The 22,344-nt window shown below is 70.7% G+C and carries 20 protein-coding genes; 3 read left to right on the top strand and 17 right to left on the bottom strand.

All coding sequences use genetic code 11. The features are described from left to right. Nucleotides 1–51 precede the first annotated feature (51 nt). The 14 genes from JK364_RS11155 to JK364_RS11090 all read right to left on the bottom strand — a co-directional run bounded on the left by JK364_RS11155 (nt 52) and on the right by JK364_RS11090 (nt 15,400). On the bottom strand, nt 52–396 hold the full coding sequence (locus tag JK364_RS11155; RefSeq protein ID WP_201850208.1) for a VOC family protein: 345 nt from the start codon (nt 394–396) through the stop codon (nt 52–54). A gap of 1 nt (nt 397) precedes the next feature. Then, nucleotides 398–577, bottom strand: a complete 180-nt coding sequence (locus JK364_RS11150) for a ribbon-helix-helix protein, CopG family (protein ID WP_201850206.1) — start codon at nt 575–577, stop codon at nt 398–400. A gap of 55 nt (nt 578–632) precedes the next feature. Then, nucleotides 633–1,322: a siderophore-interacting protein gene (locus JK364_RS11145; protein WP_201850204.1), complete on the bottom strand. Its 690-nt coding sequence runs from the start codon at nt 1,320–1,322 to the stop codon at nt 633–635. 176 nt (nt 1,323–1,498) lie between these two features. Then, a complete protein-coding gene (locus JK364_RS11140; RefSeq protein WP_201850202.1) occupies nt 1,499–2,554 on the bottom strand; it encodes a 2,3-butanediol dehydrogenase in 1,056 nt (351 codons plus the stop codon). A gap of 66 nt (nt 2,555–2,620) precedes the next feature. Further along, nucleotides 2,621–3,634, bottom strand: coding sequence for an aldo/keto reductase (locus JK364_RS11135; protein ID WP_201850200.1), 1,014 nt, complete (start codon nt 3,632–3,634; stop codon nt 2,621–2,623). A gap of 158 nt (nt 3,635–3,792) precedes the next feature. After that, nucleotides 3,793–4,803: an ABC transporter permease gene (locus tag JK364_RS11130; RefSeq protein ID WP_201850198.1), complete on the bottom strand. Its 1,011-nt coding sequence runs from the start codon at nt 4,801–4,803 to the stop codon at nt 3,793–3,795. A 1-nt stretch (nt 4,804) separates the two neighbouring features. Next, nucleotides 4,805–6,322, bottom strand: a complete 1,518-nt coding sequence (locus JK364_RS11125) for a sugar ABC transporter ATP-binding protein (RefSeq protein ID WP_201850196.1) — start codon at nt 6,320–6,322, stop codon at nt 4,805–4,807. Further along, nucleotides 6,319–7,362, bottom strand: a complete 1,044-nt coding sequence (locus JK364_RS11120; protein ID WP_201850194.1) for an ABC transporter permease — start codon at nt 7,360–7,362, stop codon at nt 6,319–6,321. The genes JK364_RS11125 and JK364_RS11120 overlap by 4 nt, the downstream gene beginning before the upstream one ends. After that, nucleotides 7,359–8,453: a sugar ABC transporter substrate-binding protein gene (locus tag JK364_RS11115; RefSeq protein ID WP_201850192.1), complete on the bottom strand. Its 1,095-nt coding sequence runs from the start codon at nt 8,451–8,453 to the stop codon at nt 7,359–7,361. The genes JK364_RS11120 and JK364_RS11115 overlap by 4 nt, the downstream gene beginning before the upstream one ends. Before the next feature lie 59 nt (nt 8,454–8,512). After that, nucleotides 8,513–9,673: an acyl-CoA dehydrogenase family protein gene (locus JK364_RS11110; RefSeq protein WP_201850190.1), complete on the bottom strand. Its 1,161-nt coding sequence runs from the start codon at nt 9,671–9,673 to the stop codon at nt 8,513–8,515. Nucleotides 9,674–9,719: 46 nt separating this feature from the next. Further along, the gene (locus JK364_RS11105) at nt 9,720–11,267 is read right to left on the bottom strand and encodes an acyl CoA:acetate/3-ketoacid CoA transferase (protein ID WP_201850188.1); all 1,548 of its coding nucleotides are present in this window, start codon (nt 11,265–11,267) and stop codon (nt 9,720–9,722) included. After that, entirely contained in the window at nt 11,264–12,022 is a 759-nt protein-coding gene (locus JK364_RS11100) for an SDR family NAD(P)-dependent oxidoreductase (RefSeq protein WP_201850186.1), read from the bottom strand. The genes JK364_RS11105 and JK364_RS11100 overlap by 4 nt, the downstream gene beginning before the upstream one ends. Before the next feature lie 265 nt (nt 12,023–12,287). Next, nucleotides 12,288–14,378 carry a SpoIIE family protein phosphatase gene (locus JK364_RS11095; protein ID WP_201850184.1) on the bottom strand — a complete coding sequence of 697 codons (2,091 nt, stop codon included), beginning with the start codon at nt 14,376–14,378 and terminating at the stop codon, nt 12,288–12,290. A 20-nt stretch (nt 14,379–14,398) separates the two neighbouring features. Continuing rightward, a complete protein-coding gene (locus tag JK364_RS11090; protein ID WP_307841226.1) occupies nt 14,399–15,400 on the bottom strand; it encodes a LacI family DNA-binding transcriptional regulator in 1,002 nt (333 codons plus the stop codon). A 299-nt stretch (nt 15,401–15,699) separates the two neighbouring features. Between JK364_RS11090 and JK364_RS11085 the strand changes: the two genes are divergently transcribed. Together JK364_RS11085 and JK364_RS57520 are read left to right on the top strand one after the other, a co-directional pair. Continuing rightward, the gene (locus JK364_RS11085; RefSeq protein WP_201850180.1) at nt 15,700–17,205 is read left to right on the top strand and encodes an aldehyde dehydrogenase family protein; all 1,506 of its coding nucleotides are present in this window, start codon (nt 15,700–15,702) and stop codon (nt 17,203–17,205) included. Nucleotides 17,206–17,251: 46 nt separating this feature from the next. Beyond that, entirely contained in the window at nt 17,252–18,865 is a 1,614-nt protein-coding gene (locus tag JK364_RS57520; protein ID WP_201850178.1) for a GMC family oxidoreductase, read from the top strand. A 61-nt stretch (nt 18,866–18,926) separates the two neighbouring features. On the opposite strand, the gene JK364_RS11075 is transcribed toward JK364_RS57520, so the two are convergent. From JK364_RS11075 to JK364_RS11065, 3 genes are all read right to left on the bottom strand, one after another. Continuing rightward, a complete protein-coding gene (locus JK364_RS11075; protein WP_201850176.1) occupies nt 18,927–19,757 on the bottom strand; it encodes an aldo/keto reductase in 831 nt (276 codons plus the stop codon). A 118-nt stretch (nt 19,758–19,875) separates the two neighbouring features. Further along, a complete protein-coding gene (locus JK364_RS11070; RefSeq protein ID WP_201850174.1) occupies nt 19,876–21,042 on the bottom strand; it encodes an MFS transporter in 1,167 nt (388 codons plus the stop codon). Nucleotides 21,043–21,097: 55 nt separating this feature from the next. Further along, entirely contained in the window at nt 21,098–21,487 is a 390-nt protein-coding gene (locus tag JK364_RS11065) for a GlcG/HbpS family heme-binding protein (RefSeq protein ID WP_201850173.1), read from the bottom strand. 148 nt (nt 21,488–21,635) lie between these two features. Here JK364_RS11065 and JK364_RS11060 point away from each other — a divergent pair, with 148 nt between their 5' ends. After that, nucleotides 21,636–22,343, top strand: a complete 708-nt coding sequence (locus tag JK364_RS11060) for an IclR family transcriptional regulator (protein ID WP_201850171.1) — start codon at nt 21,636–21,638, stop codon at nt 22,341–22,343. Nucleotide 22,344: the final 1 nt, after the last annotated feature.

The following is a 22,344-nucleotide window of genomic DNA, read 5'->3' as shown; positions in this document are numbered from 1 at the left end:
TCGTCGCGATCAGTCCGTCGCGGTCAGTCCGTCGCGGTCAGTCCGTCGCGATCAGTTCTTGCCGGGAGCCTGGAGGTTCCACAGGCGTCCGTCGGGGTCGCGGACGGTCATCTCCCTGGTCCCGTAATGGGTGTCCTCGAACGGCGTGACCACCTCGACGGCGGGGTCGGGACGGAACCCGTCCGCGTCCGCCACCTTCAGTACGATGCGCGTCTGGGGCTCCCGATCCTCGGGGACCTCGGAGATGAAGACGTACGGCCCGTCACCGTTGCGGAGCCGGCCGGAGTTGTGGTCGGTCTCGAACTCCAGCTCGTACCCCAGCGCCTGGAAGAACCTCGCCGACTTGCCCCAGTTGTGGGTCGTCAGGAACACGGCCTCGATTCCTTCGGTCGCCATGTCAGCTCTCCTTCTCGGTCGATCGCTGTTCGTCCCCATGGGCGTCGTCGAGATAGGCGCGCAGCGCGTCGGCGACCAGCGCCGACAACGACATGCCCGACTCGATGGCGTGGTACTTGACCTGCTTGATCAGCTCGATCGGCAGGTACACGTTGAACTGCTTGACTTCCCTGTCACCCACGAGTGCGATGCTAGCATCCTAGCAAGCTAGGCGCCAAAGGGCGTGCCGGCCCGCCCTACTCCAGCCCCCGCTTCCCCGGCGCCCAGAACGGCTTGGTGAGCACCGCGCGCCGGTCCCAGCCCGCCTCCCGGACGAGCACCTGCCGCACCCGCTGCACGGTCCGGGCCTCCCCCGCGACGTAGGCGATCCCGCCCGGTTCGGGGGCGAGGCGCCGTACCTCGTCCGGGAGTGAAGTGCCGCCCCTGATAAGCCAGTTGAGGCGTTCCGAGTGGGTCAGCGGCAGCCGGTCCGTGGCCGTCCCCGTCTCCACGCAGCCGGAGACGCGCGCCCCGGGCGGCAGTGCGGCCAGCATCGCGCCGAAGGCGACGGACGCCGTCTCCTCCCCCACGAAGACATGATGGGCGGCCTCGGACCGGAGCGTGAACGACCCCTCGGGTTTGCCCAGCCGTACCCGCGCGCCGACCTCCACGCCACCGCCCCAGCGCGCCCCCGGCCCCGCTCCGGCGTGGTCCAGCACGCACAACTCGACGGCACCGGAGGGGTCGTAGCGCCACACGGAGTACGTACGACGGGTCAGCCCGGAGCCGACCAGGACGCGCACCTGCTGCCCCGGCCGGACATCGAGCCCGGCGAGGGCGTCACCCTCGATGCGCAGCCGGCGCATACGGGCGGCGATCGGTTCGGCCTCGGTGACGGTGCCGCGGAGCATCAGCAGATCCAGGACCGGGTCCAGCAGCGTGGGCATGGGAGTGCTCCTCGGAGAAATCGGGGGCGCGCGGGGGGAGTTGAACGGCCACGACTGACCAGAACGCGATAGTACGCGTTCTCGATTGAATGCGATAGTGCGCGACTTGGCGGTGCCGCGGTATCCCATGACGGCCGACCTCGCGGATTTACGCCCTCACCGAGCGTCCGGCGTTCCTAGGGCCGCACCAGGATCTTGATGTGGTCCCCGCTGCCGTCGAGGAGCGCCTGGAAACCGCCCTCGACCAGGTCCTCCAGGTCGATGCGCCCGGTGATGAACCGGTCCACCGAAAGCTTGCCCGCGTTGAGCAGGTCGATGACGGGCTGATGGTCCCCCGCGTAGCAGATGGTGCCCACCAGCCGCACCTCCTTGAGCACCAGCGGAATCATGTCCAGCGTCGCCGGATGGCTCCATATGGCGACGTTGACGACGGTCCCGCGGGCCTTGACCGCCGCGACGCATCCGGCCAGCACGGAGTCGGCTCCCGCGCACTCGAAGGCCACATCGGCCCCGGCGCCGCCCGTGAGCTCCCTGATGCGCTCGTCCGCCTTTTCCGCGAGCGGGTCGATGACCGCGTCGGCTCCCGCGTCGAGCGCTCGGCGGCGACGCCCGGCGGACGGTTCCACCACGCTGATGTGCCCGGCTCCGGTCGCCTTCAGCACCGTCACGACCAGCAGCCCGATCGGCCCGGCGCCGAACACGGCGGCACTGGCGCCCGGTGCGATCTCCGCCCTGCCGACGGCGTGGTGGGCGACGGCCAGCGGCTCGATCAGCGCACCGGCCTCGGTCGTCACCTCGCCGAGGGAGAACACGAGATCGCGGTCGACGACGATGTACTCGGCCAGGCCCCCGCCGCCGCCCGCCAGTCCGATGGTGGCGGCCCGGTCGCAGCTGTTGTGGTGACCGGCCAGGCACGGAGGGCAGGACCGGCACACCAGCCTGGGCTCGACGGTCACGCGCTCGCCCACGCTCAGGTCGTCCACATCCGCGGCCAGTTCGGCGACGGTGCCCGCGAACTCGTGGCCCAGGACGACCGGTGAGGTCTCCCCGGTCATCGGATGGGGCTCCCCGGGGGCCGGGCAGAAGATGGGGCCGTCCACGTACTCATGCAGGTCGGTGCCGCAGATGCCGCACCAGTCGACCTTGATCTTCACTGTGCCCGGCCGTACGGCCGGTTCCGGGATCTCCTCGATGCGTATGTCGCCTCGTCCGTGGAATCGAGCGGCCCTCATGCGTTTCCTGCCTGTTCGTTCGGTGGCTGTCCGGGTTCCGTACCGGCTGGGGGGAGGGACGCCGTGCTACGGCGTCGGGGCGTCGGGGCGCAGCAGATCCGCGTCCCGCAGGTCGTCCCACAGTCGCGGGGGGATCCGGGCTCCGAACAGCGCGGCGCTTCCGCTCTGCTGCTCGGGGGTGCGGGAGCCGACGCATACGCTCGCCACGGCCGGGTGGGCCGCGGCGAACCCCAGTGCGGCGGCGGGCAGGGCCACGTCGTGTGCGCGGCAGATGGCGTGGATCCGCGCCGTCCGCCGCAGGATCTCCGGGGGCGCGGGGGCGTAGTTGAACTTCGCCCCTTCGATGGCGCCGGTGGCCAGCACACCGCTGTTGTAGACCCCGCCCAGGATCACGCTGACGCCCCGCTTCTCGCACAGGGGTAGCAGTTCGTCCAGCGGATCCTGCTCCAGCAGGGTGTACCGGCCGGCCAGCAGCACGCAGTCGGCATCGGTCCGCCGGACGGCTTCCAGGCACACGTCCGTCTCGTTGACGCCGAATCCGATGGCCGACACCACTCCTTCCTCCCGCAGCCGGACCAGGGCGGGAAATCCCTCCTCGACGGCCTGGCGGAACATCTCCGGCTGGGCGTCGCCATGGGTGTAGTGATCCACGTCGTGCATCAGCAGGATGTCGATGTGATCGGTGAGCATGCGCTGGAGGCTCTCCTCCACCGAGCGCATGATCCCGTCGTAGGAATAGTCGTAGTGGGCGGCGAAGGGCGCCGGGTCGACCCACAGGCCGGAGTCGAAGGTGCCGGGCGCGGCGGGCTTGAGCCGCCGGCCGACCTTGGTGGAGATGACGTACTGGTCACGCGGGTAGCCGCGCAGCGCGTGACCGAGCCGGTGCTCGCTGAGCCCATGGCCGTACAGCGGAGCGGTGTCGAAGTGGCGAATTCCCAGATCCCATGCCTGGGACACCATGTCCATGGCCATGGACTCGCTGAAGGGGCGCAGGAAATTGCCGATGGGGGCCGCGCCGAAGGACATGGCGGTGGTGCGGACGGATGTCCGCCCCAGCGGACGGGGTTCGTTGACCCGCATGAGGACCTCCTGAAGGGGTGGTCAGGCGCCGGCTGTCCGGCGGTTGTCGATGATGGCGGGCACATACGTCACACAGACGACGATGTTCACTGTCGATGGCTCCTTGTCTCTCCCGGGGGGTCCGGCCACGCGTCGATGAGCGATCAGTCGATGAGCGGTCATGCGACCGGGGCTCCCCGCCGTCGGTTCGCGGTCGCCGCGATCGTCATGATCACGATCCCGCCGTAGAGGATGGGCTGGAACGCCGCGTTGATGCCGACGAGGTCCAGGCCGACCCGGAGCAGCGCGATGACCAGCGCGCCGCACAGGGTGCGCCCCACCCCGCCGATGCCCCCGGAGATGGCCGTGCCGCCCACGATGACCGCCGCGATGGCGGGGAGCAGCAGCGTGTCGGAGGTGGTGGCACCGGCGGATTGCAGCCGGGCCACCTGGAAGACCGCGGCCAGCCCCGCCAGGGCCGCGGAGGCGGTGAAGACCGCGATGACGATCCCGCGGGTACGGATGCCGCTGTGGGCCGCGGCCCGCTCGTTGAGCCCGATGGCGCGGATACGGCGGCCGATCGGCAGCGCCTTCATCCAGGCCATCAGCGCGAGGGCGACCAGCAGCACCAGGAGGTAGGAGATGGGCAGGCCGAAGATCCGGTAGAAGATCCACTCGATGGAGCCGTAGCCGTCCGTGACGAGGATCGAGTCGGCCCGTGAGGTCGTCAGCGAAAGACCGGCGAAGATTCCCAGGAAGCCGAGGGTGATGATGAAGGAGGGCACCTGGGTGGTGATGTGGATGACGCCGATGAGCGTCCCGCACAGCGCCGCGCCGACCACGACCAGGGCCACCGCGGCAGGGCCCCAGCTCCCCAGTCCGTGGGCGAGGGCGACACCCGCGAGGCTCGCGAGTCCGGCGTTCGACAGATCGATACGTCCGGTGAGCACCACCAGGGCCTCGCCGATCGCCAGCAGGGTCAGGGGCGCGGCCTGTTCCAGCAACGAGATCAGGCTCGCGGCCTGGAAGAACGAGGAGTCGTACGCGCCGACGGCGATGACCAGCGCCGCGAGGACGAAGAAGGGGGCGGCGCCGGCTTCGTGGAGCCGCCTGAGCCGCGAGGTCCCCGCCGTGTCGGTCCGCGCCGTGTCGGTCCGCGCCTCCGGCGGCGCCTGGGAGGTGGTGGCCATCTCAGACCATCCTTTCGAGGACGTCGGTGCGCTGCGGCCGGGCGCCCACACCGGAGGTGAACTCGTCCGTGATGCGGCCGTCCTTCATGGTCAGGACCCGGTGGCTCATCGCTATCCCCTCGTCGAGAGTGTCCGCGAGCAACAGGACGGCCAGACCGCGCGCGGCGAGCCGCCGGATCAGCGCGTACACATCCGCCTTGGCGCCGACGTCGAGCCCCCGGGTGGGGGTGTCGAGGACCAGCACCCGAAGCTCGGGGTCGAGGAGCCACTTGGCGAGCACGACCTTCTGCTGGTTGCCGCCCGACAGGTCGCGCAGCGGGGTGTGCTGGGAGGGGGTGCGCACCCGCAGGTCCCCGATCCACTCCTGGACCGTGCGCCGCTCGCGGGCCGGATCCAGGAGCGGGCCCCGGCTCACCTGCCCGGGGTGGGCGAGGGTGAGGTTCTCCCGGACGTCCATACCGAGCACCGCTCCGTCCACCTTGCGCTCGGAGGGCACATAGCCGATGCCCGCCCGCACCGCGTGCGCCGGAGACCTGGGCCTGATGCGCCGTCCGTCGAGCGTGATGGTGCCCGACTTCACCGGGACGGCCCCGAAAATGGCGCGGGCCACGTCCTCCCGGCCACTCTCCTGGACACCCATCAGGCTCACCACCTCGCCGCGCGCGATGGTGAGGGAGACGTCGTGGAAGGCCGTGCCGGTGAGGTCGGTCAGCTCGAGCCGCGGCCGGGACTGTGCGGGCCGCTGGTCCGACTCGTGGTAGTAGCCGGCGCTGAGATCCTGCCCGACCATCATCGAGAAGAGCTGGTCGGTGGTGACATCGGCCGGGCGGCACTCGCCGACCACACCGCCGTCCCGCATGACGTAGACCCGGTCGCAGATCGCCAGCACCTCCTCCATGCGGTGGGAGACGAAGACGACGCTGGCGCGCTCGCGCAGCTCGCGGACGATGGAGAAGAGGGTCTCTATCTCGGAGTGCTCCAGGACCGAGGTCGGCTCGTCGAGGAGGATGACCGGTTCGTGGTGGCCGCGCTCGCCCGAGGCGAGCGCCTTGGCCACCTCGACCATCTGCCGCTTGGCGAAGGACAGCCGGCCGGTCGGTGTGGCGGCGCGCAGGGAGCCGCCCACCAGGTCCAGATACCGCTGGGCGCGCCGGTTCAGATCCGACCACCGGTAGAGCCCGAACCGCACCGACGGCCCCTCGTTGCCGAGCAGGACGTTCTCGGCGACCGTGATGTTCTCCAGCAGGGACTGCTCCTGGAACACCATCGCGACACCGTTCCGGTTCGCGTCGGCCACTCCCTGGAAGACGGCCTCCGAGCCGCGCAGCAGCAGGGAGCCCGAGTCGAGCCGCTGGAGCCCGCACAGGACCTTCAGCAGCGTCGACTTGCCCGCGCCGTTCTCCCCGATCAGGCCCAGCACCTCGTGCTGCCGGACCTCCACGTGGACGTCGCTCAGGGCACGGACACCGGGGAACGACTTCGTCGCCCCGCGCAGTTCCATGACCGGTGTGCCATTCACTTGATCACCCTCAGACGTTGCCGGGCGCGCCACAGGGTGAGGCTCGCCGCGGTCACCACGACGGCTCCCTGGACGGTTTGCTGGATGTAGGAGCTGACACCGGCCAGGACCATGGCGTTGGCGATGGCCACCATCACGACCACCCCGACCAGTGAGTGCAGCACTCCGCCGCGGCCACCGGTCAGGAGGGTCCCGCCGATGACCACGCCGGCGATGGTGGTGAACAGCAGACCGGTCCCGATGCCGACGTCGCCGACACCGGACCGGGCGGTGGCCATCGCCGAGGCCAGTCCCGCGGTGGCACCCGCGAGGACGAAGGCGGCCGCCCGGTAGGCGCGTACCGGGACCCCGGAGAGCAGCGCGGTCTCCTCGCTGCCGCCGATGACGTAGGCGTAGCGGCCGAAGCGCGTATAGCGCTGCAGCGTCCAGCCGACGGCCACGACCAGCAGGGCGATCCACACGATGCCGGGGAGACCGGCCGTCTTGTGCTCCGCGAGCGCCCGGAAGGACTCGTCGGTCACCCGGGGCGGAGTGTCTCCGAACAGCAGTTGGGCTATGCCCAGGCCGATCTGCCAGGTGCCGATGGTGACGATGAAGGACGGGACGCGCAGCAGTCCCACGGTGGCGCCGGCGACCAGTCCGATCAGCGCCCCGACCGCGCATCCGGCCGCGATGGCCCAGAGGCCGAGGTCCATCGTGTTGCGGTCGTTGGCGACCAGGAGTGCGGTGGTCAGGGATGCCGCCGCCATGGTGCCCTCGAGCGAGAGGTCGATGCCTCCCATGAGGATGACGAAGGTCAGACCGACCGCCAGCACCGCGGGGACGGCGCTCTGCTCGGCCACCGCGCCCAGGTTTCCCGGGGAGAGGAACGAGGGGTTGACGAAGCTCATGACGGCGGCGATGAGCGCGAGCACGGCCAGAGCCGGTGTGGGGATGGTGTGCGAGCCGAGCGAGGCCCGCCCCGGTCGCGACGGCTTGCCCGCGGTCCGCCCGGGGGCCCGGGGGTCGTGGTGGTCGGCGGGTGCGAGTGTCAGCTTCACTTGATCGGCCTGCCGTTCTGTGACCACAGATGCGTGAAGTCGAGCTTCGTGGTGTCCGTGGGGGCCGGAACCGAGGACGCGTTGGCCCGGGTGATGACGGGCAGCGGCTTGAGATAGAACGACCGGTGGCCCCGCGGTTCCTTGGCGGGGTTGATCCGGCCGGTGGCGGCCGCGTACCCGATCGACATCCCGAGGCCGCCCTGGGCCGCTCCGGTGGAGGGGGTCGTGGCGACGTAGCCGGTGGACGGGTCGCGTACGTCGTGCACCGTTTCGGCCAGACCGTCGATCGACGCGATCTTGACCTTGCCCTTCCGGCCCGCGTTCTTGACCGCGCCCAGCGCGCCCAGGCCCATGGAGTCGCTGGCGGCCCAGATGCCACCGATCTTGTGCCCGTACTTCGTCAGATAGGTCTGGGTGACGTTCTGTGCCTTGGTGCGGTCCCATCCGGCGGTCTGGTCGCCGAGCAGCTTGATGCCGGGGTACTCCTTCAGCGCCTTCTTCAGCCCCCGGAAACGCTCCTGGGCGGGCGCGTTGTCGAGGATTCCCTGGAGGGCCACGATCGAGCCCTTTCCGCCCATCGCCCTGAACAGGGCCTTCGCCGTCTCGTATCCCTGGGGAACACCGTCGACCGACATATGGGCGACCCAGTGCGGGGACTCGCTCTCCGGGGCCAGGCCGTCGGGCCGGTTCCACTGCGTGACCAGCCACGCCCCGGACTTGTCGACCGCCTTGACGATCGCCGGCAGCACCGAGGACTCATTGGGGTCGACGTTGAGTACGACGCACTTGCCGCCCTTGGCCAGGATCGACTGGATCTGACTGAGTTGCTTGGACGAGTCGCCGTTGCTGGCGATCCACTGGTAGCGGCGCGGATGGTGCGATGCCGCGAAGGCACGGGCCCCGGCGTTGACGGCCACGTAGTACTCGTTCTCCAGTCCCCGTCCGGACTGGACGAGGGTGACATCCGACGGTTTGCACCGGCCGGAGTCGCCCGCGGCCGATCCGCTGTCCACCGCGCCGCAGGCGCTGAGGGACGTGGCGAGCAGAGCGGTCAGGGATCCGCTGATCACGGCGGATCGGGGATGGTGCATGGTACGTCCTCCTGTTGGTACGAGCCGCCGGGCGCGTCAGGGGCCGTGGCGGCGTCCCGCTACCCGCGGCGGCGCACGAGATCGCGGCTGATGATGAGGCGTTGCACCTCGCTGGTGCCTTCGTAGATCGTGGTGATGCGGGCGTCCCGGTAGAGGCGCTCGGCCGGCACACCGCGGATGTATCCGCCGCCGCCGAGGATCTGGACGGCCCGGGAGGTGGTGCGGACGCTCGCCTCGGAGGCGAACAGCTTGGCCATCGAGCAGGCGGGGCCCGCCGGGCGGCCGGTGTCCAGCAGTCCGGCCGCGTGTTCCAGGAGCAGCCTCGCCGCCTGGTGGTCCACCGCCATGTCGGCGAGCTGGAACGCCACGGACTGGAAGTCGGACAGCGGCCGGCCGAACTGGTGGCGGCTGACGGCGTGCTCGCTCGCGGTGTCGAGCGCTGCCCGCGAGATGCCGTTGGCCAGCGCGCCGATCCCCAGCCGGCCCTTCTCCAGTACCGAGAGCACCGCGCCGAAGCCGCTGCCCTCCTCCCCGAGCAGCGCGGTCGGGGGAAGCCGGACGTCGGTGAAGACGAAGCCGCCGACCGGGGACGCCTTCTGGCCCATCTTCTTCTCGCGGTAGCCGCGTTCGACACCGGGGGTGTCCACGTCGACCAGGAACATCGACATGCCGCCGCGCTTGCGCTTGCCGGGGTCGGTGACCGCCAGGACCAGCGCCACATCGGCCACCGGTGCGTTGTGGATGTAGATCTTCTCGCCGTTCAGCACCCAGTCCGCGCCGTCCCGGCGGGCGCGGGTGGCCAGGTTTCCGAGGTCGGATCCGGCGCCGGGCTCGGTCAGCGCGTAGGCGCAGCGGGTCCGGCCGCTGATGATGCCGGGGAGATACCGGTCCTTCTGCTCCTGGGTGCCGTAGCCGGTCAGCAGTGAGCCGACCAGTTCCACCAGGCCGCACTGGTCGGCGACGCTGGCGTAGCCGTAGGACAGCTCCTCCATCACCGCGATGTAGTCGGCCACCAGGCCACCGGCCCCGCCGTCGCGCTCGGGGACGGTGATGCCCATCAGTCCCAGTTCGCCCATCCGGGCGTAGATCTCCTCGGGGAAGCGCTCGGTGCTGTCGAGCTCCTCGACGACGGGGGTGATCTCCTTCGCCGCGAAGTCCCGCACCATGGCGATGAGAGCGTCGCGCTCCGGGGCGGTGTCGGCGGTCTGACGCGGTGACATGAGGGGGTCCTCCAGGGAGTGGGGGCGGCCGGTGCCGCTCATGGGCTCAGGCGGTGAAGACGTCGGGGGGCATCCGGCGCGGCGACGGGTCGAGTACGGGCTCGAAGTCCATGTGGCCGAGGACATCGCGGTTCAGGTCGATGCCCGGTGCGATCTCGATCAGTACGGGGCCTTCGTCGCGCAGCTCGAAGACGGCCCGTTCGGTGACGTAGAGGGCGCGCTGTCCCCGGCGCCGCGCCGCGGCGGCGTCGAAGGTGACGTGCGAGACCTCGTGGACGAACTTGCGCACCCGCCCCTCGGCGGAGATGAGCAGTGCGCCCGGTGTCACCCCCGCGCGCAGCCCGCGCGCGGTGAAGGTGCCGCAGAACACGACCGTGCTCGCGGCGTGGGCGATGTCGATGAAGCCGCCCGGCCCGACGACCGAGGGGCCCACCTTGCTGACGTTGACGTTGCCGTACCGGTCGGCCTCGGCCATGCCCAGGACCGCGACATCGAGCATCCCGGTGGCGAAGAAGTCGAACTGCGAGAGGGAGGAGACCAGCGCGGCCGGATACCGGCTGAGGCCGAACAGGTCGCCGGTCTCCGGCACCCCGCCGACCGCGCCCTGTTCGATGACCAGGTGGACATCGTCCAGCCGGTGCTGTTCGGCGAGGACGTCGACGACACCGGCGCTCATGCCGTAGCCCACGTTGAGCACGCACCCGGACGGCACCTCCAGCGCGGCCCGGCGGGCGACGACGTCCCGCGGTCCCGGCACGGCGGTCCGGGGTGCGGGCCGGGCCCGGCCGACGGGGGCGGCCTGGTTGAAGGCCGGGTCGAACTCCCCCGCGTAGGTCTGCCACTGGCCGGGGCTGAGGACACCGATGTCGACCAGCGGCCCGGGGACGCTCACCGTGCGAGGATCCTGGGCACCGACCGCGACCCGGCGCTTGACCTGCGCGATGATCCGGCCCCCGCAGCCACGGGCGGCCGCGGCCACCGCCTGGCTGTCCAGGGAAGCGGCCTCCTCGGCGCAGCTGACGTTGCCGTGCTCGTCCATGGAACTGCCGCGCACCAGGCCGATGTCGACGTGCACGGGGCGGTAGTGCAGGTACTCCACGCCGTCGATCTCGGCAAGCGTGACCAGATCGTCGCGCGAGACATCGTTGAGACGTCCGCCCTGGCGCCGTGGGTCGACGAAGGTGCCGATGCCGACCTGCGAGAACACCCCCGGCCGACGGGCCCCGCTCTCGCGCAGCAGGGCCGCGATGATCCCGGCGGGCAGCGAGTACGCCTCGATCGCGCCCGAGGCCGCGAGGGCCTGCATACCCGGGGACCAGGACCAGTGGCCGCCGATGACCCGGCGCACCAGGCCCTCGTGGGCCAGCCGGTTCAGGCCGGTCTTCCGGCCGTCCCCGATGCCGAGGCCGTGGATGACGGTCAGGTTCCGGGGGTGGCCGGTCGCCAGGAACCGCCGCTCGATGGCGGCGAGCACATCGTCGGCCTCCAGGATGCCCCCGCCCGAGCCGGTCATGGCGAGCGTGGCGCCATCGGGAACGGTGGCCGCGGCCTCGGCGGCGCTCATCATGGCGGGACCCGCGGGTGTGCCGGTCATGCGACGCTCATCCCTCCGTCGACGGTGACGACCGATCCGGTGGCGAAGGAGGAGGCGTCGCCGGCCAGGAAGGCGATGGCCGTGGCGATCTCGCTCGGCTCGGCGAGCCGGTTGAGCAGCTGGCGCCCTTCCAGATAGGCCCGGTAGGCCGCGGGGTCCGCCACATCGGCCTCGATCTTCGCGAAATACGGGGAGTCGGTGGTGCCGGGCGCCACCGCGTTGACGCGCACGCCCGCGGCCGCGTGGTCCACCGCCATGGCCCGGGTGAGGCCGAGGACCGCGGATTTGGAGGCGCAGTACGCCGCCCGCCGCGCCATGCCGATCTGCCCGGCCACCGAGGCGACGTTGACCACCGCGCCGGAGCGCTGGGCGACCATCCGTGGCAGGAGCGCCCGGCAGCCGAGGAAGACACCGGTCACATTGGTGGCGAACAGGGCCTCCCAGGCGGGCGGGTCGGTCTCCAGGACCGTTCCCCGGATGCCGTAGCCCGCGTTGTTGACCAGGACGTCCACCCCGCCGAGGCGATCCACCTGGGCGAGCACCTCATCCCATGCGGCGGGGCTGGCCACGTCCCCGGCCACGACGGTCACGGGCCAGCCGTGGCCGTCGGCCTCCTGGGCGAGGGCCTCGCATTCCCGCTCGTCGTTGGCCAGCACGATCTGCCGGGCGCCCGCACCGGCGAACAGGCGCACCGTGGCCAGGCCGATCCCCGAGGTACCGCCGGTGACCACGCACACCTTGTCTTGCAGACTCATTCCGCCTCCTAGGAAACGCTTTCTCGATGCGCTTCCCTTTACTGGCCAACCATCCGGACGGAACCATCCGAGGTGACCGATCGCATCGCTCCACCTGGGCTTGTCCAATGAAGCCCCATCATGCTCCCGCTCGACGTCGCTGCACGACGTCGGCCAAGCGGTGGTTCATTTGCCTGTAACCGTTTTCTAGCCCCCACGGGAAATCCGCGTCAACCCCGAACACGAGACTTTTCCGGAAGGAGCCGGGACGCGAGGGCGTCAGCGCTCAGCCGGTGGGAAGGAACTGCTCCGCCCAGATGGTCTTGCCGTCGCGGGTGTAGCGGGTCCCCCAGCGCTGGGCGAGCTGGGCCACCAGAAACAGGCCGCGTCCGCCCTCGTCGAAGGTGCGGGCACGGCGCAGATGCGGCGCGGTGATGCTGCCATCGGTCACCTCGCAGATCAGGCCGCGGTCGTGGATCACCTTCAGCCGGAGGGGTGTCCGAGCGTGCCGGACGGCATTGGTGACCAGCTCGCTGACCACCAGCTCGGTGGTGAAGACGGCCTCGTCCAGACCCCAGGCGGCCAGCCGCGCCGCGACCTCCCCGCGCACCGTGGCGACGACCGAGGGGTCCGGGGGCAGGTCCCAGGACGCGACCCGGTCGGCGTCCAGTGCCCGGAGGCGGGCGATGAGCAGGGCGATGTCATCGGCGGGGCGATCGGGGACCAGGTCCTCCAGCACGGTGTCGCAGAGGTCGTCCAGTGGTTCGGCGGGCCGGGTGAGCGCGTTCCGCAGGGCGTCGAGCCCCTTGTCGAGGTCACGGCTCCGGGCGCCGAGCAGGCCGTTGGTGTAGAGGGCCAGCAGGCTGCCCTCGGCCAGTTCGACCTCGGTGGACTCGTATGGCAGCTCGCCCAGTCCGAGCGGCGGGGCGACAGGAAGATCGATGAAGTCGACGGTGCCGTCCGGGGCCACCACGGCCGGTGGCGGATGGCCGGCGCGCGCCAGACAGCACCGGCGGGAAACCGGGTCGTAGACCGCGTAGAGGCAGGTGGCGCCGGTGCCTCCGTCGTCATCGGCACCCTCGCCCGCCTCGGCGTCCGCCGCCGCCTCGGGGACCCGGGTGACCAGGTCGTCGAGATGGGTGAGCAACTCGTCGGGCGGCAGGTCGATGTCGGCGAGCGTCCGCACCGCCGTCCGCAGACGGCCCATGCCGGCCGAGGCGTGGATGCCGTGGCCCACCACATCGCCGACGACCAGTGCCACCCGGGCGCCCGACAGCGGGATCACATCGAACCAGTCGCCGCCCACGCCGGTCAGCTCCCCGGCCGGCAGATAGCGGGAGGCGACCTCGACCGCCGACTGGCACGGCAGCCGCCGGGGCAGCAGGCTGCGCTGGAGAGCGATGGCGGTGCCGCGCTCGCGGGTGTAGCGGCGCGCGTTGTCCACGCAGACGGCCGCCCTGCCGATGATCTCCTCGGCGAGCAGCAGATCGTCCGGTCCGAAGGGCTCCGGCCGCCGATGGCGGGTGACCACCACGACGCCGAGGGTGACACCACGGGCGCGCATCGGCACCGCCATCACCGAATGCGTCCCATAGGCGCGTGCCCGCTCGGCCCGGGGCGGGTCGTAGGCCGCCCATCGGTCGAAGGCCGCGTCCGTCACCTCGTAGATGATTCCCCGGCCCGCGGCCAGGCTTTCGGCGGCCGGGGTGAACTCCGGGTAGGTGGCCATGGTCCCGACGTCGACCATCGGCTCCTCGTCGATGATGGAGCGCTGTGCTCTGCGCCGCATCGTGATCGCACCGCTCAGAGTGCCGGGGCCGGGCTCCTCACCGCCTTCGAGAGCCACCAGGCTGTCGACGCAGGTGAAGTCTCCCAGGCTGGGCACCAGCACATCGACCAGCTCCTGCGTGGTGCGGGTGATGTCCAGCGTGGAGCCGATACCGGTGCTCGCCTCGTTGATCAGCAGCAGCCGCTGCCGGGCGCGGTGCTGTTCGGTGCTGTCCCGCGCGGTCAGGAAGACACCCCGCACCCGGCCCTCCCGGTCCTTCAGGGGGATCGCGGAGACCGACCAGAAGTGCCGGGGGCTCCCGTCCGGGGTCCGCGGGGACGCCTCGAAGCGCTGTGCCACACCGCTCTCCCGCGCCTGACGCATGACCGCGACCGCCATGTCGCCTTCGCCGGGCCGGACGATCTCCGACACCGGCAGCCCGCGCGTCCGGTCCTCGGAGAGGCCCAGCACCCGCGCCATCTCGGCATTCGTCCGCACCAGCCACAGGTCGGTGTCGCAGAGCGCGAGGGCGTCCGGAGACTGGGCGAAGGCCAGGCTCATGAAGGTCTCGTCGTTCCGGCCGCCGGGTGCGGCGGCTGCCGCGGCCATCCGCGCTCACCTCACCTGTTTCACCCGCCGGAGCCCTTGGCCGGACCGGTGGAAGCACGCTGTACGAACGTCGCCGACAGCAGCGGCGGCTGCTCCGGCCGCTCACCGCGCAGACTGGCCTCCAGCATCATCCACGCCTGCTCGCCCAGGGCCGTCTTGGGGCTGACGATGGTCGTCAGGGCCGGATCGGCGTACCGGGCCAGGGCCACATCGTCGAAGCCGGTCACCGAGATGTCCTCGGGCGTTTTCAGGCCCAGCTCACGCAGGCGGGCGATGGCCCCGAGCGCGGCCAGGTCGTTGAAGGCGATCAGCGCCGTCGGATCATGGCCCAGCGCCTCGTCGGTCGCCTCGTAGCCGGCCTCGATGGTGGCGTCCGAGGCGACCATGACCGGGTCGAGCCCGAGGATGCGTGCCTGCTGCACCGCCTTCCAGCGCTCGCGGTTCTGCCATGCGCTCGGCGAACCGGCCAGATAGACCACACGGCGGTGGCCCAGCGATGCCAGGTGCTGGCACAGCTCGAGCATCGGGGAGAAGTTGTCCACCGCGACCATGGGGAGGTCCACTCCCAGCTCGACACGGTTGACCAGCACCGTGGGGACCCCGCGGGCCGCGAGATCCCGCAGGCTGTCGGTCTCCATCCGGGTGGAGAGCACCAGGAGGCCATCGACCCGGGAGAGCACGTCGAGGCAGACGCCCAGCTCCTCACCGGGCTCCTGCCACTCGGTGACGAGCATGCGGTAGCGGTCGCGGGCCGCACCCACGTTGGTCGCCTTGATGATGCCGTGGAAGTAGGGGTTGGACAGGTCCGGCAGGACCACGCCCACACTGCGGTGCATCCCCGAGGCAAGCCCCTGTGCCGCGCCGTTGGGCCGGTACTCCAGTTCGTCCGTGGCCCGGCGCACCCGCTCCGCCATCTCCGGGTTGACCGTGAGCGAGCCGCTCATGACCCGTGACACCGTGGCGACCGACACACCGGCAGCATCCGCTACGTCCCTGATCGTGACGCGACGCCGCTCCTTCACCTACGCCTCCCCATCGCTCCCGCTCCGGGAGCCTGCCTCGCTCCGCCGACCCGGCCGGCTCCTCACCGGAGATCGTGGCACACCCGGTCGCGGCGGACCCAACCTCGCGCGCGCGAGGTGCGCCCGCGCCTTCCGGATGTCGGCCTCCCCAAGACGGGAGCCCTGTCGATCTCGGTCGATCTCGGTGAGAAAACGTTTCCCGGATTGGCGATGCAGTTTCTCTTGTTAGCAGTTTACGCCGCTGTTAGCGTGACGGCCAGCTCACCAGGATCTGAGTAAACGCTCTCTAGGAGGGCCCTATGACAGCCCCGGTCACCGGGCGCCCGGTCCGCAGCTACGGCATCTTCATCGACGGTGCGGAAGTCCGGCCGTCGGCGGAGTTCATCACCCGCGAGAACCCCGGCACCAAGGAGGTGGTCGCCCGGTTCACCCATGGCGACCTCGCCCAGGCGCAGGCGGCCGTGGCCGCGGCGCGCCGCGCGTTCGACCGGGGCGACTGGCCGAACCGCTCGGGGCAGGAGCGTGCCGCGGTACTGCGCACCCTGGCCTCCCTCATTCGCCGCGACCAGGAGTCACTCGCCCGCATCGACGCCGAGGAGTCGGGCAAGCCCATCCGGCTGGCCCGCGGTGACGTCGCCACCGGCATCGCGCTGACCGAATACGCGGCCGCCCTCGCGGTGACCAGCCACGGTCAGGTGCACACCAATCTCGGGCCGGACCTCACCGGGCTGGTCACCCGCGAACCGTGCGGAGTGGTCGCCATGATCACTCCCTGGAACTTTCCGCTGCTGCTGCTCATGCAGAAGCTGCCGTTCGCCCTGGCGGCCGGGTGCACCACCGTGTGCAAGCCGTCCGAGCTGACCTCGGGCAGTACGCTGGAGATCGCGAAGCTCGCGGCCGAGGCGGGTCTTCCGGGCGGTGTGTTCAACGTCGTCACCGGACCCGGATCGACCGTGGGCCACCACTTGGCGGAGTCCAGGGACGTGGATGTGCTGTCGTTCACCGGCAGTACCGCGGTGGGACGCTCCGTCATCGAGGCGTCCGCGGGCAACCTCAAGCGGCTCTCGCTGGAGCTCGGCGGCAAGGCGGCCAGCGTGGTCTTCCCCGACGCCGATCTCGAGGACGCCGTCGACGGGGTGCTCTTCGGGGTGCTGTTCAACCAGGGCGAGTGCTGTGTGTCGGGAGCGCGCCTGCTGGTTCACCAGGACGTGGCCGACCGGTTCATCCAGGCACTGGTGGACCGGGTGGGCACGCTGCGGGTGGGAGCGCCGCTCGACGAGGACGCCGATATCGGGGCCCTGATCCACGCCGCTCATCTGGACAAGGTCCTCGCTTCCGTGGACGGCGCCCGCGCCGAGGGGGCCCGGGTGGTGGCCGGAGGCACCCGGCTCACCGCGGACGGCCTCGGCGCGGGGTACTTCATGGCTCCCACGATCATCGACCAGGTGTCGCCCACCTCCCGCCTGTTCGGCGAGGAGGTCTTCGGCCCGGTCCTGGCCATCAGCCGGTTCCGCACGGAGGACGAGGCGGTGGAGCTCGCCAACTCCGTCGAGTACGGGCTCGCCAACTCGGTGTGGAGCAAGAACATCGACACCGCGCTGGCGCTGGGCCGACGGCTGCGCAGCGGCACGGTCTGGGTGAACACCACCATCGACGGCGCGCCCCAGTTGCCCGGCGGTGGTGTCAGGAGCAGCGGCTACGGCCGCGAGATGGGGCAGGCCGGGTTCGAGGAGTTCACCGAGGTGAAGACCGTCCAGATCCGGTCGGGCAAGCGCACACCGTTCTTCCGCGGCGGCGCCCAGTAGGGGTAGGGGCAGCCGCTCACCGGAGACCGAAACCAGGAGTGTTGTAGTGGCACAACAGGATGGCTCGTTCGACTATGTGATCGCGGGCGGGGGGACGGCGGGGTGTGTGCTGGCAGGCCGGCTCAGCGCGGACGCGTCCGTACGGGTACTGCTCCTCGAGGCGGGGCGTCCGGACCGGCACCCCTTCATCCATGTACCGGCCGGCTTCGCCAAGCTCACCGCCGGTCCCTACCAGTGGGGATTCGTCAGCGAACCCCAGGAACACTGCGCCGGACGTCGCATACCCCTGGCCCAGGGCAAGGTCATCGGCGGCGGTGGCTCGATCAACGCCCAGGTGTTCACCCGTGGTGTCGCCCAGGACTACGACGACTGGGCGGATGTCCACGGCTGCGAGGGCTGGTCCGCCAAGGAGGTGCGGAGGTACTTCGTGCGGTCCGAGCGCAACGAGCGGCTGTCCGGCCCGCTGCACGGTACCGAAGGCCCGCTCTCGGTGTCGGACCTGGTCAATCCGCATCCGTTGTCCAAGGCGTTCGTACGGGCCGGTCAGGAGTTCGGGCTGCCGTACAACAGCGACTTCAACGGCGCCGAGCAGTACGGGGTCGGGCTCTACCAGACGACCACCCGCCACTCCCGACGGTGCAGTGCCGCGGTGGGTTATCTCCGCCCCGCCCGCGGCCGGGAGAACCTCGTGGTCAAGACGGGCGCCCTGGTCAGGCGCGTGGTCACCGACCACGGCCGGGCCACCGGGATCGAGACCGTCGAGGGCGGTACGACACGGCGCTACACCGCCCGTCGAGAGGTGATCGTGGCCGCGGGCGCGTTCGGCTCCCCGAAGATCCTCCAGTTGTCGGGCATCGGCGACCCGGCGGACCTGAAGCAGGCCGGTATCGAGGTCGTCCACGCGCTGCCCGGTGTGGGCAAGAACCTCCAGGACCACTGTGATCTCGACATCGTCTACGAACTGACCTCGTACCAGAGCATGGACCGCTACGAGCGGCCCCTGCCCGCCACGGCGGCAGCCGCCGTGCAGTACGCCGCCTTCCGTCGCGGACCGATGGCGTCCACCGTCGTGGAGGCGGGCGGCTTCGCCTACGGCAACGAACAGGAACCGACCCCGGACCTGCAGTTCCACTTCCTTCCGGCCGCGGGGGTCGAGGCGGGGATCGCCGCGGTGCGCCGCGGCTACGGCTGCACCCTGAACTCCTACTTCCTCAGGCCGCGCAGCCGTGGCACGGTGCGAGTGGCGGGCCCCGACCCGAGCCGGGCACCCCTGATCGACCCCAACTATCTGGCCGACGACCACGACCTCGAAATGTCGGTCGAGGGGGTCCGGCAGAGCCGCGAGATCATGGGACAGCCGTCGATGGCACCCCACATCAAGGCCGAGCACCTGGCCGGTGGCCGTCCGGTGCGCACCAAGGACGACTACATCGCCTTCGTACGCGGACACGGGAGGACCGCGTACCACCCCGTCGGCACCTGTGCCATGGGGGTCTCCGACGCATCGGTCGTCTCACCACGACTGCGGGTGCACGGGTTGCGCGGGCTGCGGGTGGTGGACTCCTCGGTCATGCCTCGTATCGTCAGTTCCAACACCCAGGCGCCGACCGTGATGATCGCCGAGTACGGCTCGGACATGATCGTCGAAGACGCTCGCTGATCCGATACGAGTGATGGCGCCGGATCGCGGATCCGGCGCCATCGCATTGCTGTACGGGGTGTCAGAACTCCTCGTAGGTGTCCGGGTCGCCGCCGAGCCGCCCGCGCTCCAGACCGCTCAGCGCGGCCACCTCCTCCGCGGTCAGCTCGAAGCCGAAGATGTCCAGATTGGCGCGCTGGCGCTCGGGCGTGGCCGACTTGGCGATGGGGATCGCGCCCAGCTGGAGGTGCCAGCGCAGGACCACCTGGGCCGGTGTCACACCGTGGGCGCGGGCCAGCCCGGTGACGACGGGATCGGCCAGAATGCCACTCCCCCGGCCCAGCGGGCCCCAGCTGATGGTGGCGATGGAGCGTGCGGCGTCGGCGTCCCGCTGTCCCGGCTGGGTGAAGTTCGGGTGCAGTTCGATCTGGTTGACCGAGGGCATCACCCCGGTCTCCTCGCTCAGCCGGTCCAGCTGGGCCGGGGTGAAGTTGCTGACCCCGATCGACCGGATCCGCCCCTCCTCACGGAGCTTGATCATGGCACGCCATGAGTCGGCGTACGCGTCCAGGCGGGGCAGGGGCCAGTGGATCAGGTAGATGTCGACGTAATCGACACCCAACCGCGCGGCCGACTCCGCGAAGGCCGCGAGGGTCCGCTCGTACCCCTGGTCCCGGCCGCGCAACTTGGACATCAGGAACACCTCCTCACGCGGCACACCGCTCGTGGCGACGGCCCGGCCGACCTCGGCCTCGTTGCCGTAGCTCGCGGCGGTGTCGATGAGTCGGTAACCCGCCGCGATCGCGTCGCCCACCGCCGACTCCGCATCGGATCCGGACAGGGGGTAGGTGCCGAACCCGACGGCGGGAATCGACGCGCCGTCCGACAGCACACGTTGGGGGACGGTGTTCATGGCAGCTCCTGATGGGTCGAGCAGGCGGCTCTCAGTGGGCGGCTCGGGATCTGTAACCGCTTTCTAGCATGGCCCCAGAGGTCACACAAGGGAGCCTCACGCCTTCGAGATAGCGCTTTCAGATCGCGCCCTGCCGCGAGGCATGGCGTACGGCGATGCCCGTCGTGGCCATGAGCGCGGCCAGGGCGAGGGCGACGGCCACCCATGGAGTACGGGCGGGGTCGCCGTGGTCCAGCACGAGGCCGCCGGCGAAGGAGGCGGTGGCGATGCCGGCGTTGAAGGCGGCGATATTCAGGCCGCTGGCGGCCTTCTCCGCTCCCGGACCACGGACGGCGGCGAGGGCGACGGCGTGGGTCTGCACCGCGGGAGAGATCAGGAAGGCGAACACACCCCAGACGGCGATGTCGACCGCGACGGCGACCGGGTGGTTCTGGGTGGCCAGGAGCGCGACCAGGGACACGATCAGGCCGGTCAGCGCGGTGCGGATGGTGAGGACGGCGCCGCGGCGGTCGGTCAGGCGTCCGCCGGCCAGGTTCCCGGCCACGGTGGCGGCGCCGAACAGCACCAGAATCCAGGTGACCGCCGGCGCGGTGTAGCCGGCGTGCCGGGTGAGCAGGGGTTCGAGGTAGGTGAAGACAGCGAAGGTGGCGCCGAAGCCCAGGGCGGTGACGGTGTAGGTGAGCGCGAGTGGCCGGTGCGCCAGCAGGGCGACCTGTTCGCGCAGGGGTACGCCGTGTTCGCCGGGGGCGGAGGGGATCAGTGCCCAGAGGGTGAGAGCGGCGGCCAGACCGAGCGCGGCGACGAGGGTGAAGGTGGCGCGCCAGCCGATGGCCGTGCCGATGGCGGTGCCGGCGGGGACGCCGATGACCATGGCCACGGTCAGGCCGAGGAACATCAGGGCGATCGCCCGCCCGGCCTTGTCCTTGGGGACCAGCGATGCGGCGACGGGAGCGCCGAGGGCGAAGACGGTTCCGTGGGCGGCCCCGGCGGCGGCGCGGCCGAGCATGAGGCCGGTCAGGTTCGGGGAGGCGGCGACGGCGAGGTTGCCGAGGGCGAACAGGGTCATGAGGCCGGCGAGCATGGCGCGGGAGTCATAGCGGCTCAGCCAACTCGTCAGGAGCGGGGAGAACACGGTGATGGCCAGGGCGTAGACCGTCACCAACAGGCCGGCGGTGCCGAGGTCCGCGTGGACGTCGGCGGCGATGGACGGGAGCAGGCCGACGAGGACGAACTCGCTTATGCCGATGGCGAAGGCGGCGAGGGTGAGGGAGAGCAGGCGGAACATCCAAGAGTCCTTCGTACGGGGGCGGCCGACGGGCCGGGCCCGTCGGCCGCGCCGGTCAACGCAGAGCCGCGGCACCCAGGCGGGCGAGCTCCTCATCGGCCTCCACCGTGGCTCCGGCGACGCCGACCGCGCCGATGCCCTGGTCCGCCCGGCGCAGCTGCACACCGCCACCGAAGCCGATCAGGCCGCCGTTCGTGTGCTCCAGGGTGTAGATCGCGCCGCCCGGCCGCGCACCCTGGCCCAGGACGTCGCTGTCGGTGCCGAACAGTGCCGCGGTGCGGGCCTTTTTGATGCTCACGTCGATCGGCCCGGCCAGCGCGCCGTCCATCCGGTGGAAGGCCACGAGGTGGCCGGCCTGGTCGACGACCGCGACGCTGACCGCGACCCCCCGCTGCCGAGCGGCCGTGGTGACTTCCTCCACGACCCGCTGCACGGACTCCATCATCGATTCCTCCATGCTGAATCGGCCAGCACAAAGGCTGGCTCTTGTCTGGCGATACTGAATGACTTCACTGTACGAGCCAGTTTTCGCATGTCAAATCCGTTAGCTAGAATCGCCATCGAGATTCCACGATGATGAATTGGAGCGAGGAATGATCCAGTCGGTGCAACGTGCGTTCCAGCTCCTGGAGGCCATCGCGGCCGCCCCCGGCGGGGCCCGGCTCAGCGACATCGCGGATGCCGCCCAGCTGAACCGCAGCACTACTCACAACCTGCTGGCCACACTCCAGGAGCTCGGATACGTCGCCCAGCCCTCCCGCGGCGGCGTCTACACCCTCACCGACCGCCTCACCGACCTCGCCCGCGGCGCCTCAGTCGCCGACGACCTGCTGCGTGAGCGTCTCCACCCCGCTCTGGAGAAGATCACCCAGGACATCGGGGAGACCTGCTACCTGGCCGTCCCGGCCGGTGCCCAGTACCTCTGCCTCGACGCCGTGGAAGCACGGGCCCCGCTGCGGCTGACCATCCCGATCGGTGGCCGCGAACCTCTGCTCGGCACCGCCATCGGCCATGCCCTCCTGTCCGGCCGACCCGATCTGTGCCACCACCTCGCGGCCGACCGGCCCACGGCCTGGCGGCGGACCGCCGGCCGCGTGGAGCAGGCCCGCACCGACGGCTACGCCCTGGACCTGGCCGACTATCACCCCGACATCTCCTGCGCGGCCGTGCCCCTGTGGGAAGACGACCGGGCACGTGCCGCCGTCGCCGTCGCCGGACCCATCACACGACTCCCCGAATCCCGTCTGCGCCGGATCGCCACCCACATCCGGGAAACCGTGGCCGCCCACAGCGGCGCATAGC

Source organism: Streptomyces endocoffeicus, assembly GCF_016741935.1.
In the GTDB taxonomy this organism is placed as follows: Bacteria; Actinomycetota; Actinomycetes; order Streptomycetales; family Streptomycetaceae; genus Streptomyces; species Streptomyces endocoffeicus.
Note: the sequence above shows the minus strand (reverse complement) of the source record. Positions and strands in the feature narration are given on the sequence as shown.